The organism is Streptomyces sp. NPDC051211, assembly GCF_040689505.1.
Classification (GTDB): Bacteria; Actinomycetota; Actinomycetes; order Streptomycetales; family Streptomycetaceae; genus Streptomyces.
In genome coordinates this window covers 11,989-27,622 of the sequence record NZ_JBFBAV010000039.1, presented here as the reverse complement: position 1 = coordinate 27,622, position 15,634 = coordinate 11,989, and the positions used below count along the sequence as shown (strand labels likewise).

The 15,634-nt window shown below is 67.2% G+C and carries 14 protein-coding genes and 1 pseudogene; 10 read left to right on the top strand and 5 right to left on the bottom strand.

Annotation, left to right across the window (positions count from 1 at the left end; all coding sequences use genetic code 11):
- Positions 1 to 11: 11 nt before the first annotated feature.
- Positions 12 to 635 (bottom strand): DUF6000 family protein, encoded by a 624-nt coding sequence (locus AB0447_RS28705; protein ID WP_366479734.1) that lies wholly within the window; start codon positions 633 to 635, stop codon positions 12 to 14.
- Between the two features lie 71 nt (positions 636 to 706).
- Positions 707 to 847: a hypothetical protein gene (locus AB0447_RS28700; protein WP_366479733.1), complete on the bottom strand. Its 141-nt coding sequence runs from the start codon at positions 845 to 847 to the stop codon at positions 707 to 709.
- A 190-nt stretch (positions 848 to 1,037) separates the two neighbouring features.
- Between AB0447_RS28700 and AB0447_RS28695 the strand changes: the two genes are divergently transcribed.
- A complete protein-coding gene (locus AB0447_RS28695) occupies positions 1,038 to 1,790 on the top strand; it encodes a hypothetical protein (RefSeq protein ID WP_366479732.1) in 753 nt (250 codons plus the stop codon).
- 220 nt (positions 1,791 to 2,010) lie between these two features.
- Here AB0447_RS28695 and AB0447_RS28690 read toward each other — a convergent pair whose 3' ends face one another.
- Positions 2,011 to 2,265, bottom strand: a complete 255-nt coding sequence (locus AB0447_RS28690; RefSeq protein WP_366479731.1) for a hypothetical protein — start codon at positions 2,263 to 2,265, stop codon at positions 2,011 to 2,013.
- Positions 2,266 to 4,466: 2,201 nt separating this feature from the next.
- Here AB0447_RS28690 and AB0447_RS28685 point away from each other — a divergent pair.
- The 5 genes from AB0447_RS28685 (at position 4,467) to AB0447_RS28665 (ending at position 9,287) form a co-directional block, all read left to right on the top strand.
- Complete coding sequence (locus AB0447_RS28685; RefSeq protein WP_366479730.1) at positions 4,467 to 4,919, top strand: hypothetical protein; 453 nt, start codon at positions 4,467 to 4,469, stop codon at positions 4,917 to 4,919.
- A gap of 218 nt (positions 4,920 to 5,137) precedes the next feature.
- Positions 5,138 to 5,602 (top strand): DUF2199 domain-containing protein, encoded by a 465-nt coding sequence (locus AB0447_RS28680; RefSeq protein WP_366479762.1) that lies wholly within the window; start codon positions 5,138 to 5,140, stop codon positions 5,600 to 5,602.
- A gap of 506 nt (positions 5,603 to 6,108) precedes the next feature.
- A complete protein-coding gene (locus tag AB0447_RS28675; RefSeq protein WP_366479729.1) occupies positions 6,109 to 7,446 on the top strand; it encodes an IS21 family transposase in 1,338 nt (445 codons plus the stop codon).
- A complete protein-coding gene (istB, locus tag AB0447_RS28670; RefSeq protein ID WP_366479728.1) occupies positions 7,443 to 8,264 on the top strand; it encodes an IS21-like element helper ATPase IstB in 822 nt (273 codons plus the stop codon). Before AB0447_RS28675 ends, istB begins: the two co-directional genes overlap by 4 nt.
- Before the next feature lie 717 nt (positions 8,265 to 8,981).
- Positions 8,982 to 9,287, top strand: a complete 306-nt coding sequence (locus AB0447_RS28665) for a hypothetical protein (RefSeq protein WP_366479727.1) — start codon at positions 8,982 to 8,984, stop codon at positions 9,285 to 9,287.
- Between the two features lie 138 nt (positions 9,288 to 9,425).
- On the opposite strand, the gene AB0447_RS28660 is transcribed toward AB0447_RS28665, so the two are convergent.
- A complete protein-coding gene (locus AB0447_RS28660; protein ID WP_366479726.1) occupies positions 9,426 to 10,244 on the bottom strand; it encodes an alpha/beta fold hydrolase in 819 nt (272 codons plus the stop codon).
- A gap of 726 nt (positions 10,245 to 10,970) precedes the next feature.
- Between AB0447_RS28660 and AB0447_RS28655 the strand changes: the two genes are divergently transcribed.
- Both AB0447_RS28655 and AB0447_RS28650 read left to right on the top strand, forming a co-directional pair.
- Positions 10,971 to 12,146 (top strand): glycerophosphodiester phosphodiesterase, encoded by a 1,176-nt coding sequence (locus AB0447_RS28655; RefSeq protein ID WP_366479725.1) that lies wholly within the window; start codon positions 10,971 to 10,973, stop codon positions 12,144 to 12,146.
- A gap of 262 nt (positions 12,147 to 12,408) precedes the next feature.
- On the top strand, positions 12,409 to 12,690 hold the full coding sequence (locus AB0447_RS28650; protein WP_366479724.1) for a hypothetical protein: 282 nt from the start codon (positions 12,409 to 12,411) through the stop codon (positions 12,688 to 12,690).
- 676 nt (positions 12,691 to 13,366) lie between these two features.
- Here AB0447_RS28650 and AB0447_RS28645 read toward each other — a convergent pair.
- Positions 13,367 to 14,083, bottom strand: a complete 717-nt coding sequence (locus AB0447_RS28645; protein ID WP_366479723.1) for an isoprenylcysteine carboxylmethyltransferase family protein — start codon at positions 14,081 to 14,083, stop codon at positions 13,367 to 13,369.
- Positions 14,084 to 14,889: 806 nt separating this feature from the next.
- Here AB0447_RS28645 and AB0447_RS28640 point away from each other — a divergent pair.
- On the top strand, positions 14,890 to 15,213 hold the full coding sequence (locus AB0447_RS28640; protein WP_366479722.1) for a hypothetical protein: 324 nt from the start codon (positions 14,890 to 14,892) through the stop codon (positions 15,211 to 15,213).
- Positions 15,214 to 15,385: 172 nt separating this feature from the next.
- A pseudogene (locus tag AB0447_RS28635) lies at positions 15,386 to 15,505 on the top strand (IS5/IS1182 family transposase); the annotation flags it as partial.
- Positions 15,506 to 15,634: the final 129 nt, after the last annotated feature.

The window sequence follows — 15,634 nt, the reverse complement described above, 5'->3', positions numbered from 1 at the left end:
GTCGGGGGGGCTCAGTGCCTGGTTTCCATTCTGGCAAAGAGTTCAGTGCACTCGCTGGCGAAGGAACAGAGCTGGTCCACGACCTGCCGGTACTTCTGCGGATCCCGCAACAGGTTCGGCGTGGCATCGGTCCAGTGCTGCCACTGGCCACCGGCGGCAAGGCATGGGGATGCTCGCTCGGTCCCAAGGACGGCATCGAGGTGAAGCAGTGTGCTGAGAGCGACGATCTGGTCGTAGACGCGGTCGGGTTGAGGCAAGCAGCGATCAAGGAATCTGCAGACTAGATCGGCGTCCGTGCTGGTGCCGAAGGTGGCAAGAGTGATGCAGTAGGCCCCGCCGCCGGGGCCTTCGCTGGCCAGCAGGAGTTCGCCGATGCGGCTGCGGAACTCGGTCCTGCCGGCTACAGCAACCAGCCAGGAGGCAGTCTTACGCTCTCGCCAGCCGCCTTCGAAAAGGACGCCGAGCTCAGCGGGAGTGATCTCCCCGGCAGCCTTGACCAGCTCCCTCATGAACAAGTCGCGCTCAGGCCCGCTCAACCGCAGCGAGCTTCCACCCAGCCGCAGGTACCGCCGGCCGGGCGTGACGAATCGTCGGACCAGGTCCATGAGCTCGGGGTCGGTGTTGGTATAGCGCATGGCTGCATCTTTGCCCGGCGGGGACCCAGCTGCCAGCGGTTTACCCAGAGCCCCGAGTAGCGATCGCTAGTTCAGAGAAGCAGATCGAAAGAGACTTGGTCCTGCGCCGCAAACGCGCCGAGGAAGAGCAGTGGCTCGGCGAGATCGAAGGCATCGACATGACCTTGACCTTCGTCCGTACCAAACAGGCCGACGCCGCTCGAACCGCCCAACGGGTACCCGTTGCTCTCGGCATCCCAACCACCCGTCGGCCTCAGTGAGCCTGAAGCTCGTCGATCCGAACGCTCGAACTCTGCTGGCGCCTGATCGACGTGGCTGACCCCAACCGCCCATAGCACCGAGACCGTCTCTCGGACACAGGGTCGTCTACGGACTGTCAGAGGCGGGTGAGAGTCTGGACCAGTGCTGATAAAGGGATTCGAGAACGCCCCGATTGTCGCGGGGGAGGAACTGCTGGCACTGCCGGGGTTCTGGGCGGCCTACCTGATGTGGCTGAGCCAGACGGAGGAGCACGACGCTTCTCTATATCCGTTCGGTATTGACGGGGCTGATGCCGATGCAGCCTGCGATGCGCTCGGCGACGAGGATCACTGGCCTGTCTTCCGGATCCCGTTTGATGACGGCCATACCGCGCTGGTCCTCGGACGCAACTTTCCCGACGATCCGGAGACGGAGTACTTCATCACCCACCCCGAGTGGGGACGGCACGGCCACCTGGCCACCGTCAGCGGCCACCAGGCTGGCCCCGGCTTGTCGTGGCAGGAGCTCCACCACATCGCCCGCACGCCTGACCTCAACGCTCCGGGAGTCCACGCCGAATATGCACGCCTGCTTCTCCTACTGCCTGCCCTCGGCGACCAGGATCTGCCCGAGGACGCCGCAACTGTGGTCGGTGGCGCGCTGACGCAAGCAGGCGCACCCGCAGCGCTGGCCCCGCATCTCGCGGCAGCTCTCCTCGCCGACCACCCCTTGTGGGAGCCGGCTGAATGGACGCTTCCTGCCACCTCTCCGCTCTCAGCCAGCCAAGAGCCCTTCCTCGGAATTCTCCACTGTGACGGATACATGAGTCCCCGGTGTGGGACACGCCTCGCCCAGGGCATCACCCGCGACCAGAGCAACCGCCTGGCCCACGCACTCGGCACCTGGCCAGCCTGAACGGCCCACCACCCAGCAGCGACGGGATGGGAGCGGCAACAGGCAGCCTGGGAGCCTCCGATCTCCGGGAAGTTTGACGCACGGTGGGCTACAACTAATGCCGTTCAGATCGGCTCAACTTGACTAGTGCAGAGAAGGTGGCACCGTGCGCAGGGTCCGGTCTGGCTCGGCGCCCAGGTGACGGGTACGACCTGCGAGCGCGGGTTCGTCGTCTGCTGGTTCATGCCGCCTCCCGTCCCGTTGCCGCTGGGGCGTGACTGCGAACGGCGCGACGCAGCTCGACGCCGCCGGTCCGCCAGCCGGCGGGAGCAGTCCAGTACGGGTGGGTGTAGAGGCGCCCGGAAAGGGCGATCAGCCGGCGCCGCAGCACGGTCGGGCTGCACGTGGATGAGCCCTGCGCGAGATCCGCGTAGGTCTGCTGCCACGTCTCTTGGAGGGTGAGCAGGTCATCGGGGAAGCGGAACGGTGGTCTCACCCTTCTATTGCAACACTTGTTCGATTTTTTGCGCGAATGACCCGCCGGGTCATCTGCCGGGTCAGCCAGGCTCGATCATGACGCCCAGGTGTGACCATTCCGCGCGACGGCCATCCCAGGAACCGCTGGCGTCCTGTCGAGCCGCTTCTGCTACGTTCTGCTGCTGATCCATAGCTTTACGTGACGGCTCTCGATTTCCGTCATCGCAAGATCGCTTGTTGGCCGCATTTCAGCTATGCCTGGGAGATCCACCGACATGTCTCGCCGAGCCACCACTCTCGCCCTCGCCTTCGCCGCAGCTCTTTTGTCGGCTGCCCCGGCGTACGCTGTGCTCGCCCCGGATCGCAGCTTGGCTGTGGGAGAGGTCTGCTTCTACACCGAACCTGGCTACGCCGGAGCGAGCTGGTGTTACCGCCCGCCGGGCTATGCCGACGTGCCGGCGCCCCTGCATGACAACGCCGCCTCCTTCGAGTCGAACGCCGATGTCACGGTGTACGCCATTGACTGGGTCAGGCCCGGAGAGTGTCTTTACCGAACGATCTGGTCGGGGGACCGGAGCACCAACTGGGAATGGCGCAACAGGCTGGACGCCGTGCAGAGCGTTCGGCCCACCGACTGCCAGCCGGGCTGACCCATCCATCCAATGGACGGCTTGACCACCGGGCCACGGCCGCATGCTTGCTGAGCGCCGGTGACGTCGTGGACAGCCTCCGCCGAGAACCTGGGCGACTTCCCTCGCGACGACGCCATCCGACGTTGCGAAGGAGTGAGCAGGTGCTGGCCGCCATGCCGGCACCCGGACTCATCGGCCGTGACACGCCGTTCGGCCGACGGAAGCGGTCGGACAGCGTGTACTGCTCGTCGCGCTGCAGATGTCCTGTCTCGCTGAAGATTGAGGGCGTCTCACTGAATCTTGAGCGGCGCTCGTGGCGTTCGCCCCGTTCCGCTGATCTTCGTGCTGCTCCTGCCACAGTTGTCGCATGAGCGGCGTCGACTGGGGGACCGTCCCAGCCTGGAGCAGCAGCATTCTCACCAGCGGATCGTTGGCACTGGGCTTCTACATCCTCCTGCGCGACCGGCGTAAGGCGGAGCGGGAAGAGGCCAACCTGGTGACCTGCTGGCTGGAGGGCTCAGGGGATGCGCTTATGGCGCACGTCCTCAACGCATCGCCGCGACCGATCCCGTATGCAGCGCTGGAGTGGAGGCATGGCCGCGCGGGGACGCTGGTTGCAAGGACAGAGCCCCCGGTGGTCCGACCCGGGCAGGAGCTCAAGCTTCCGGTGTCGGAGATGTTGAAGCATGTTCGAAGTCACGTTGTCGCCGAGCTGCGTAACCCTGAGACCTTCTGTTTCACGGACGCTGATGGACGGAGGTGGAAACGGGATCTGTGGACGAGCGCCCTGTCCCGAGACAGGACGTCCCTCCGCATTCGCTTCCGCGAGTGGTATGGGTCCCGTCGGCAACAGTGGCGCTTGTCACGGATGTCTCGCGCGAAGCGGGGTCAAAACGCAAGGTAGGCACCCCAGCAGGTGGCCGCAGCGACGGCATTCGGGCCCGCCCCAACAGTCTGAGAGGCCGCTGACCTGCGGCAGCCGCGATTCCTCCGGCTACCGCCAACCACGATTCCGTGTTCCCGAGGCCGAAGTACTAGGTCAAGCCAAGCGGGGCGCCTCAATCGTGTCGCTTGAGGTTGAGCCAGCACCCTCGGTTCATAGTGGCCTTGTGGCGTCACCTTCCAGAGATATGTCCGGCAAGGTAGATGAGGCCGCACTGGCGTCGGCTGCCGTTGGCGCGGTGCTGACGACTGTGTTGTCAGGCCCTGAAGGCGAGCCCTACGGGTGGCTCTCAACTGGAGTGGGCTTCTCCCTGGCCACTCTTGTGGCCGCCTACTACAGGCCACGACGCTGCGGGTACCGAACCTGGCCGTGCCGGTTCAGAGCCAGGTGGTACCTGCGCACCGGAGGATGGGATGGGTGGCTTTGTTCACGGGTTGTGCTCATGAACATCCGCAGCCCTCTTGATCGCCCACTGCTGACGGAACTCATCGACAAACGCTGTTCCTAGAAGTGAACGAAGCCACGCGCAGGAGGCGCCCCTATGACGTATACGGATCCGCCTGAGCCAGAGCCTCGACCGGCCCACGTACGCACGCGCGTGAAAAGGAGATGCTGGCTCCTGGCCTGTGCAGGCAGGATCTCTCCATGTCGACCGACGTCAGCGGAATGATCGAATGCCGGCCAGGGGCTCGCCTATGGGGCCCCGACGACGAGGACTCCGTATGGGAGGTCGGCATCGATCTCTTCCTCCTCAACAGGGGCAACGCCTACGACGGCCTGGCCTGCCTCTTCGGAGTCCGAAACTCCTTCGGCTTCCGTCCCCTCGCGGAAGATCGCGGCTTCCCGGACGACGCCTCGGATGGGCTGCGAGGTGAGTTCGCCGGCTACGGCGGTCCCCACGATGTGCACGGGACCACCTGGCTGAACTGGGCCGAGCTGGACACCACGGACTGGCAGGAGACCGACGCCTCAGGCACACGAACCCGCGCTTCAGCCGCGGGGATCGACACCGACTGGGGCCGCGTCTGGAAGGTCATGCGCATCCTCAGCGAAATCCACGGAGCCGAGAACGTACGCCTTGTCGTCTGGTTCCGCTGACTCTCGGCTGAGCGCTTGGTGACCACTGCCCTGCGGGTCGAACGGTCAGCTCGATGCAGATGCACCCTCTTGTGACTGAGCAGGACGGTTGGCCCTGGAAGGTGGCCTGCGGGGCCCGCCTGAGGCTGGGGCGAAGCCTGTCACTAGGCTCCGGCCCTATGACCAGTGATCTCGGGTTCACGTGCGCCTGCTGCGGGGCCCACCACCCTGAGCTGCCAATGAACTACACGGCCGAGGCCCCGGCCGTGTGGGAGTCGGCCTTTGCCGGCGCCGACGACTGCTTGCTCTCGTCGGACCAGTGCGTGATCCGCGCGCAGCACTACTTCGTCAAGGGTCTGATCGAGATACCGGTCATCGACAGCGACGAGGTGTTCTCCTGGGGCGTGTGGGTCTCGCTGAGCCGAGAGAATTTCTCCCGGGCCGCAGATCTGTGGGAAAGCCCCAGTCGGGAGTCCGAGAACCCGTACTTCGGCTGGCTCACCACCGACCTGCCGGTCTACCCAGCCACGACCCTCAACCTGAAGACCTACGTCCACACCCGCCCGGTCGGTGAGCGCCCCTTCGTCGAGCTCGAGCCCACCGACCACCCCCTCGCCGTGGAGCAGCGCACAGGAATCAGCCTGGACCGCGTGCGGGAGGTCGGGGCGGCCGTGCTCCACGCCGGCGACGGCGCGCAGCGGTGACGGTCGGCAGCCCGGTATCGCCTATCCCTGTCGGGCCCACCGGCCTGAGTTCCAGGGCCCGGCAATTCGTCGAGGTGGAGGGCATCCGCGTCCCGGGACAGGGCATCCGGCGACACCGCGACGCGAGGATTGGGCACGGGATCCCCGTTGCTGAGGCCGACCGGGCCACCGCCTTCCAGGACCGCTGGGGCGGCCTCGCACTGCCGCCGGCCCCGTTCTACGAGGGCGGCCCCCGCATCCTGGACGCTGGCTGCCCCGAGCGGGTGCCCGGGCAGGGCTGGTCCTTCGAGGCGGGCCAGTGTCGGGTCTCCATGGCCTACGGTGATGGGGATATTTGGATTTCCCCACTTGTCGCTCTGGGGTGGGACAAACCTGCTCTCTTGATCTCCCCATCCATTGTGTGAACCTCCCGGCGTGTCGAACTGGTGTCGGCGTGTCGTGGAGAGCCTGCGTGAGCTAGGAGTTCGGCCTGTTCGGGGGCCCGATTGCTCACTCGGGAGGAAGACGTGGACGCTCACGCTCTGCGTCGTCAGGGATGGACGATCTCGGCGATCGCACGGCATCTGGGCCGTGATCGCAAGACGATCCGTGCCTATCTGAACGGCGACCGAACCCCCGGCCAGCGGCGTGAGGGCCCGGACGCGTTCGTGCCGTTCCTGCCCTACTGCCGGCAACGCCTGGCCGACGACCCGCACCTGTGGGCCTCGACCTTGTTCGACGAGGTGTCGGAACTGGGCTACGAGGGTGCCTACTCGACGTTCACCCGGGCCCTGCGCCGATACCAGGTCCGCCCCCACTGCGAGCCCTGCCACGCGTCCACCGGCCGGAACGTCGCGGTGATCGCGCACCCGCCCGGCGAGGAGATCCAGTTCGACTGGCTGGAACTCCCGAACCCGCCAGAAGGGTGGGGAGTGGGTGAGCACGCCCACCTGCTGGTCGGCGCGCTCGCTCATTCCGGCCGGTGGCGGGCAGTGCTCTCGGAGTCCGAGGACTTTCCCCACCTGGTCCAGGCCCTCGACGAGGTCATGCGCAAGCTCGGCGGGACCGCCCGCCGGTGGCGCTTCGACCGGATGGCGACCGTCTGCTACCCCTCCAGCGGCCAGATGACCTCATCCTTCGCCGCCGTCGCCAAGTACTACGGAGCCGGCGTGGACATCTGTCCCCCTCGTCGCGGCAACCGCAAGGGAGTGGTGGAGAAGACCAACCACTCCGCTGCCCAACGATGGTGGCGCACGGTCCCCGACGGGCTCAGCGTGGTCCAGGCCCAGTCTGGCGTCGACAAACTCGCTGTCCGGATGGACGAGCGTCGCCGCCGCATCGACGGAGTCGCCACCACGGTCGGTGAGCTTGCCGCGGCGGAGCCGATGCTGGACATCCCGGTGCGGCCGTTCCCGGCCGAGCTGGAAGTCGAGCGAACGGTCAGCCCGCAGAGCCTGGTCCAGTTCGACGGGAACTTCTACTCCGTCCCGCCCGGCCTTCCAGGCGTCCAGGTCAAGGTGCTGATCCGCCTGGGCGACGACGTCCTTCGGATCGCCACCGCGGGCCGAGCGGTCATCGCCCAGCACCGCCGGGCTGCCCGGGGCTCCGGCCAGACCGTCCGGGACGACGGTCACGTCATCGCGTTGGAGCGAGCTGTGCTCTCGTCGTTCTCCGACCGGGCGCCATGCAAGACGAAGGTCCGAAGGCCGCCCTCAGCGGCCGCGCTCGCCGAGGCCGAGCGACTGCGCGGGCTTCCGGCGGTCGGGGATCCGGCCGAACGGGTCGTGATCGACCTGTCCCACTATGCCGCCGTGGCCGACCGGCTGCGGACAGCCCCCTCACCGAAGGAGGAGAACGAGGAGTGAGCACGCCATCGTCACCGATGCAGATGAGCGAAGCACGCCGCTTCCAGCAGCTGCGAGGCCACCTGTCCTACCTCAAGCTCAACGACGCGGCCGAGGCCCTCAACCGGGTTCTCGACCAGGCCCGGACCGAACGGATGTCGCTGACCGCGGCTCTGGAACGGCTGCTGGAGATCGAGATCGAGGTCGAGGCCACCGAGGCCCGCCGGCTGGCCGCCCGGCTCCGGTTCGCCTGCCTGCCCGAACCCTGGACCCTGAACGACTTCGACTTCGCGGCCCAGCCTGGCGTCGATGAGAAACTCATCCGCGACCTGGCCACCCTTCGCTTCCTCGACGACGCCTCAAACGTCCTGTTCGTCGGGCCGCCCGGAGTCGGCAAGACCATGCTGTCCGTCGCGCTCGGGCGGGCCGCGGTCGAAGCGGGGCACCGCGTCTACTTCACCACCGCCGCCGAGCTCTCGGCCCGCTGCCACAAGGCCGCTCTCGAAGGCCGGTGGAAGTCCTGCATGAACTTCTTCGCCGGCCCGAAACTCCTGATCATCGACGAACTGGGCTACCTCCCACTGCCCGAGGACGGCGCTTCCGCCCTGTTCCAGGTGATCAACCAGAGGTATCTGAAGTCCTCCACGATCCTGACGACCAACGTCGGCATCGCCGACTGGGCCGGCGCCTTCGGCGACGCCACGGTCGCGGCCGCCATGCTCGACCGCCTCCTGCACCGGGCTGCGGTCGCCGGCATCGACGGCCCTTCCTACCGGCTCCGGGGCCACCGGAACCAGGCGGAAGCCCTCCGCGCCGGGGTGAACGCCCGTGTCTCCTGACCACCCTCCCGTCTCCGAGGTCGAATCCGAGATGGCCCGCCGCTGCCCCGTCTGCGAATCGGTCTTCACCGTCGCCACCCACACCAGCCGCCAGGTCTTCTGCTCGCCCACCTGCAAGGAAACCAACCGGCAACGCAGGCCCGTCCAGCAGGTCTGCCCCTCCTGCGACACCGAGTTCGTCACGACGGCCGCCCTCCGGCGGATCTATTGCTCGGAGGCGTGCCGCATCACCTCCCGCACCAGCGAGGATGCCCGCGAAACACGTACCTGTCCCGTCTGCGACGGCACCTTCGAGTCGCTCAGGACAGTCCGCCAGATCTACTGTTCCCCCGCCTGCCGCAAGGACGCCGAACGCCAACGGGACCAGGCCAGGGACGAAGACCGGGCCCGCCGGCTCGGAGGAGCATCACGGCCGGCTCCGGCTGCCACCCCGCCTCTCTCTGATCTCCCGCCGGCCCCCAAGCCGGCGGCACGAACCTCGCGACAGGCACCTGAGCGAGACCCGCTCGAACCCACCGCAACCCGCAACTGCCCGCACTGCCAGCAGCCCGTCACCATCGTCGCTCTCCTGGCGACACCTGAAGCCGCCCGGCCGTCGATGCCGACCGGCCTTCCCGATGTCGTCCCGCTCCGCAGGGCTCCATGACAGCCAGACCGATGGGTCGGCAGTCCGGAAAACCGGCTGCCGACCGCAGGCCCTGATGGCAGGCTCTGCCCATGGTCTTCTTGCGTTGCGAAGCGGTCCGATGGGTCGATGACGAACCCCAGCCCGGCCTGGTGGAGGTCCGCTTCGCCGACGCACACCAGCAGCAATGGGCCTTCGTTGACAAGTGGCCCGTCTTCACCGGCGACGACCTGACCCCCGACTCCGACTATCCCCTCGAGGTCGGCATCCTCTGCGACATCCTGACCACCGACAACACCGCGGACACGGTCACAATCTCCGTCACCCCTTGGGGACTCGAATCACTCGACGGACGCATCGAGTTCGAAGTCCGATCTGATCAATTGATCACGAGCTGAGGTTCACGATCACCGGGCCCCGCCGACCTGACGGTCGGCGGGGCCCACGCACGCTCGCCGATCCCCACTTTCCCCGCACGGTTTAACCAACAACAAAGTGAGGCGAAGAGCGGCTCCGGCCGTTTTCAAGGATCCCCATCAGCTTTGCACGAACACCTTCAACGACGTCTCGAAAGCCACCGACTCCACGGTGGTGTCCCCCGGCCACACGGTGGGGTCCACGACCGAGTCGAGCACCATCCGTCCGGTCTTCGCCGGGAACTGCTCGGCGTAGAACTGTCCGAGAAGAGTGCCGTAGGAGACCCCGTAGAAGTTCAGCTTGTTGTCGCCGAGGACGGCGCGTACGACATCGAGGTCCCGGGCGGCGTTGTCGGTGCCGACGAACGGAAGCAGATCGCCGGCCCGCTTCGTGCAGGCCGCTGCCAGCGCTTTGCCGAACGCCTGGAAGTCCTCGCCAACCTTTTGTTGCAGCGCGGCTTGTTCCTTCTGTGTCTGGCAGCGCACTTCCCGGCTTTTGCCGACCCCGCGCGGGTCCATGCCGATGATGTCGTAGCGCGCCCGCAGCTGTGGGGTGAAGCCATCAGCCGCGAAGTTGTAGAGGAAGCCCAGTCCGGGGCTGCCCGGTCCGCCGGGGTTGGTCAGCAGCGACCCGATCCGCTGCTTTTTGTCGCTGGCGGGAAGACGGTTGACAGCGATGTCGATCGTCTTGCCGTCCGGGCGGGAGTAGTCCAAGGGAACCTTGACCACGGCGCACTCGAACCGCAGGAAACCTGCGACCTCATCAGGCACCTCATCAGCCGGACATGCCCGCCACACGATCTTCTGCTCATGGAACGGCCTCAGATCGGAGCGCGGATCCGGCGCCGCACGGCCCGCCACGGCCGAGCCGCCACCAGAGCACCCGGCGGCCACAGCCCCGGCCAGGACGGCACTGGCCGCACGCAGGATCCCGCGCATCGAAAAGGCCCGCCTTCCCGTTAGCACTACGTCAGAGCCCTGTCGTGGATCGCGGCCCCCGTGCCGCAACACGGCACGCTCGTTCACCGTTCCTTTGGATGCTAAAAGGCACAAAACCGGCTCGCACTTCTGATGGTCCATTCGCCCCGAGCAGCCGAGCCGGAGCGGGTATGGCTGACTGCGGGCCACCGGCGACCTGAGACGGGCGGGCCAACCGCCACCGGCCTGACGAATGGGCGGCAGCAGCCGGCGCGGACGCGGCCTCAGCCCCACCGTTGCGCTCCGGTTCCCTACCTCGGAGAGGCCGGGAGGCGGGCCGGTTCGGTGGCCTGTTCCGCCGACTGACCTCTGGAGCCTGCCGCAGTCCCCCGGGGCCAAGCCCCTTCCCGACAGTTCCGGGCCTCGGCGTCCCGCTGGATGCCCTCTATGGCCTCGTGACATGGCTCCAGGATTCCGCCGCGGGCGCGGCTCTCGCGTCGGCCGATGATTTTGTGCTGGTCGGCCCCCGCGGGTCGCCGGCGCTGGCTGTCCACCGAGCCGATGCGTGTTTGCATCCATTTGTCGCGGCCCTGTGTCTGCTGGGCATCGTCCGTCCCTGTTTACGATCAAGGTGCTTTCAAGGACGTGGAAGCGGCCTGCCGGGGCGGGTTGACGCATCGGAGATCGCTGAGAGGCCCAGGTCTCCCCCGGGCGGTGCGGACCGGACACAGAGTAAGGAGTGCAAGCATGGACAAGCGGCAGGAGCCGGGGCGGCGGACGGTGTTGGCAGCCGCGGCCCTGGGCACCGGAGCGGTGGTACTGGCCGGAGCGGGACCGGCGAACGCGGTAGGTCTAAAACCGTCGGACCGGGCTGCCCGGCCGGCGGCCGTCAGGGGGCCCGAGCGGCTGCCTGTACCGTTCGTCGTCGGCCACCGAGGTGCCAGCGGCTACCGCCCGGAGCACACCTTCGGCGCCTACCAACTCGCCCTCGACATGGGCGCGGACGTCATCGAAGCCGGTGACCTCGTCCCCACCAGGGACGGGCACCTGGTCTGTCGGCACGAGCCCGACATCTCCACCACCACTGACGTCGCCGACCATCAGCAGTTTGCCGGCCGCAAGACCACCAAGACCGTGGACGGCGAGAAAATCACCGGCTGGTTCACCGAGGACTTCACGCTCGCCGAGCTCAAGTCCCTGCGCGCCAAGGAGCGCATCCCCCACATCCGCCAGCACAACACCTTGTACAACGGCTACTGGGAGGTACCCACCTTCGAAGAGGTCCTTGAGTGGGCGGAGCGTGAGGGACGCCGCCGCGAGCGTCCCTTGTGGATCTGCCCCGAGATCAAGCACCCCACCTACTTCCGCAAACTGGACCTGGGCATCGAGGAGCCGCTCGCCAAGCTGCTGCGCCGCTACGGCCGGCACACCGCGCACGCTCCGAACCTCGTGCAGTCTTTCGAGCCCAGCAGTCTCGAGCGGCTCAACGAGCTGGGTGTGCAGTGCTCCAAGGTCCTCCTGCTCGACGAGCCGTCCGTCAGGCCCGCGGACTTCGTCGAGTCCGGCGACCCGCGTACCACGGCCGACCTCCTCAGGCCCGAGGGGCTCAAGTGGATCGCCGACTTCGCCCAGGGCATCGGCCCCTCGCTGACGCAGATCATCACGCAGGACGCCCAGGGCAGACTCGGCAAACCCACCACGCTCGTCCGCGACGCACACGCCGCGGGACTGTTCCTCACCCCGTATACCTTGCGGAACGAGAACAGCTTCTTGCCGCTGGACTTCCGAGTCGGCAACAACCCCGGCGACTACGGCAGGTCGCTCGCCTACTGCAAGGAGCTCTTCGCGACCGGCATCGACGGCCTGTTCTCCGACGACCCGGATACCGCGCTGCTGGCCGCCGAGGAATTCCGGCGGCACTGACCCGCACGAGTGCTCGGGCGGATGGAATCCGGACGCTGGTCGGGAGCGGGCCGAATGATTCCCTGTCACCATCCCGTGGAAGCCGTAGCAGTTGCCATGTGTGGAGCTGCGCATTCGGCTCATCCTGACGTGCTGTCCGACTGTCCGAGGTGTGTTCTGAAGCCGCACCCGAGATGTCGTCCATGTCATTACCCCCGGTGCCCGGTGCCCGTCAGCGCCTGGTCGGGCCGGCGGTTCCCCACGTCGTTCCATCCAAGGAGTCGTGATTTCCATGCGTCCCGCACCCCGTTTGGCCGCCGTCTGTACCGGCGCCGCCCTCGTTTTCACCAGCCTGGCCCTTATCGCACCGGCCGCACACGCAAACGCCAGCCACTGCATCTCCTACCTCGCCACGGCCGCCCCCGGCACGGACACGAATGTGGTCAATTACGCCTGCTTCGCCGGCGCCAGTGGCGACACGGAGAATTGCGTCGAACCTCTGATCGATGAAGGCGTCCCGACGATCGTCGCGCTGGAGGCATGCGTACGAGCCGCTCGGCCCTGACATCGACGTGGCTGAGCAGTTGAGCGGGGCCGCCGGTGTGCGGCGGCCCCACCCCGCGCCCCCAGCCATCGTGGCTGCCCTTGGCCGCCGCGGTGGCCTGGCCTTCCAGGGTCTTGGTGCACGGGTCGAACGTATGAACGCGCACACCATGCACGGCAGCGCCAGATGACTGCATGGCCCGAGAGGGAGCACCTATCGCCGCTGTAGTCGGTGCAGAGAAGGACCAAGATTCACCGCGGGACACCATCGAGGCGGTCATCGGCGCCGTCACCGGCACGATGCCCGCCCCGGGCTGCTGCCGGTGATCGGTGAGGCCGTGTGCGGCATAGTGCGCGGCACCGCGGACTACCCGCCCGAAGACCTGCGCCCATTTACGCCCGATCGGCACATCAGCGGGAAACCTCCGTCCGTTCCGCCGGGCTGGACCCACGCTAAACATCGGGCCAGGACAGACCTGACAACGTTGCGCGGCCCAGGTCGAGCGCGACACCCGCGGACCGGCGTTGCGTCGGCGATGACGAAGGCGCATTCGGATTCCGCCCCGTCGACGTCGATTCCAATGCGGTCCATACCGCGGACCGGGCACCGTCCGCGGCAACGAGGTGCCTACCGGTCCGTTAAGGAGGCCGTTCCCCCGCGAGGCCCGCGCGGTCAACGGCGGCTGAGACGATCTCCATCAGGTTTTCCGTGCGGCCCGCGGCTGACGTCCTAGTCCGGCCTTGGGGCACAGAGGCGCGGGATGGCTGACCGTCGGCGCCAGCGGCGTCCCGCACTGACCAGTCTCACCCGCGCCTTTCCACTGGCTGATCCGCCATACGGCCAGGGGAAGGAGCCGGGGTACACGAGTGCGGTAGGTGTCGTATTCCTGGCCCAACACTTCGCGCAGCAGTTGTTCCTCGGCGTGGATCTTGACCCTCAGCGTGACCGTCGCCAAAACAAACAGGGCCAGTGCCCAGCTGTGCTGGGAGATCACCGCGGTGCACAGGATCATGGCGAGCACTCCGGTGTAGATCGGGTGCCGCGTCACGGCGTAGGGCCCCTCGGTGCGCAGGACATGGTCGCTGCGTGTCGCGGGCATGGGGGTCCACATCGTGCCCAAGCTGATCCGCGACCAGACGGCGAACGCGGCGCAGAGCGGAAGGGCGCAGGCCGCTGCCGTGGCGAGCCACTCGTGCCCGGGCGGCAGTGCGGGCCACCGCTCGAACGGGTAGAGGGCGTTGACCGCCGCCCACGTGAGCGCGATCGCGACGAGGGGCCGCTTCCCGAGGGCCGGCCGTGAACGGGTCTGCTTGCGTGGTGCCCGCCGGGCGGCGTGCACCGCGCCGGCGATCCAGAACAGGGTGAACAGGCCCCAGCACGTCGCCGCGATCGACCAACGCCACGCTTCAGTCATGTCCGCTCCTTAACCGTAGAGGTGGTGACGGCGGACCTCAGGGACCCGGGGGAGCCTGGCCGCCGGGGGGTCCTGTGCCGGAGGGGGTCGCGTCCACAGATGCCGGGTCCAGACCGGCCGGCCGCGGGCGGGGCCGGGGGTGATTTCGCCTACGCAGTGCAGCCGGATCTTGGGCACCTGGGCCTGGCGGCCTGCTCCCGCACCGGTTGTCCGGCCGTCAGCGGCGCCTCTTGCCCCTGACGGCCCACCACGTCACCGATCACAAAGTGCCGGCAGCCCGAACTCTGCCGGATCGTTCAGTACAGCTGGGCAAGTGACAACCTGGTCCAGCGGAACCGGTGCACTCCCGCGCGCTACAGGAGGCCGAGTGCGGCGGCGCCGCCGATGGCGAGGACACTGCCGAGGCCCAGGGAGAGGGCGAGGGTATCAAACAGCCACATTTCGAACTCCTTCGAGAAGACGGATACGTACACGCGGGTAACTACCCAGTGTGATAGGTCCAATGTCGAGCGTAGTCAAAGGTTCAGGTGTAATGCCCTTGCGACATTGAGCCTTTTCGGGGGTCTGGAGGATCTTCCGTTCCGCCCGGGGCAGCCCCAATCGAATGACGTTGATCGCCAAGGCCGTCCTCACCTGGAGCGGCAACGCTGAAAAAGCGCAGTGAGGCTGCCTGACACGGGCGAGCCAGGAAGTTGCCCCACACGGTCTGGCATATCGGCCTGGATCGTATGGCGTTCGGTTTTGTCTACCGGCCCGAGTGGGGATTCAGGCATGTGACGGCAAAGCGGCTGTGTCGTTTGTAGGGCATGATCACACGTAGGACGGTCGCGACTCTGTCCCTCGCCACGGCAACCCTCGGCGGCGCACTCGCGACGGCGGCCCCGGCGTCCGCAGGCGGCATCGGCGACTTCCTGTCACCAGCGTTCGGTGTCTCATGCGCCAACCTCAACAACAGAGCCCACGCGAACGGGGCCACCATGCACGGCACCGGCGCCGCCGACGGCAACCTCGCCAGCCTGCCCGTCGGTAACGCACTCAATCAGTGCGGTGGAGCCGACCTACTGCCGCAGAAGCCCAAGCTGCCCGTGCTGTCGGATATTGCGGGCATGGCCTCCGAGCTCTCTCTTTGAGCCTTTTCAGTCTGGTCACTGATCGGGTGACGGCGAGGAAGTACGCAACGCACCAGGCACCCGTGCCGTTGAGGGAGCTCTTCGAAGTCTCAACTCAGCAGCGCAGATGCCTCATTGATTCCCCTATCCTGCCGCACTCGACCTGCCGCACACCGTGCTCGAGTGGGTCACGATGCTCATCGTCCCCCGCGAGGGTGGGGCCCGCCGCTGCAAGCTCGCGCCGCACCAGCGTGCCCTGATCGGTCTGGTGTACCCGCGCCGCCATGACACGCTCGCGCAGCTGGCGGCCGGTCGTGTGCCTCACCAGCGGGACCCAGGCCGTGCCTGACTCCCTTGGCGGCGCCCTCCTGTGCTCGTCACTCAGGCAGCTGCTGCAGCCGGCCCTCGGGCTCGCCGTCAACGTTGATGAAGGTGTAGAAGT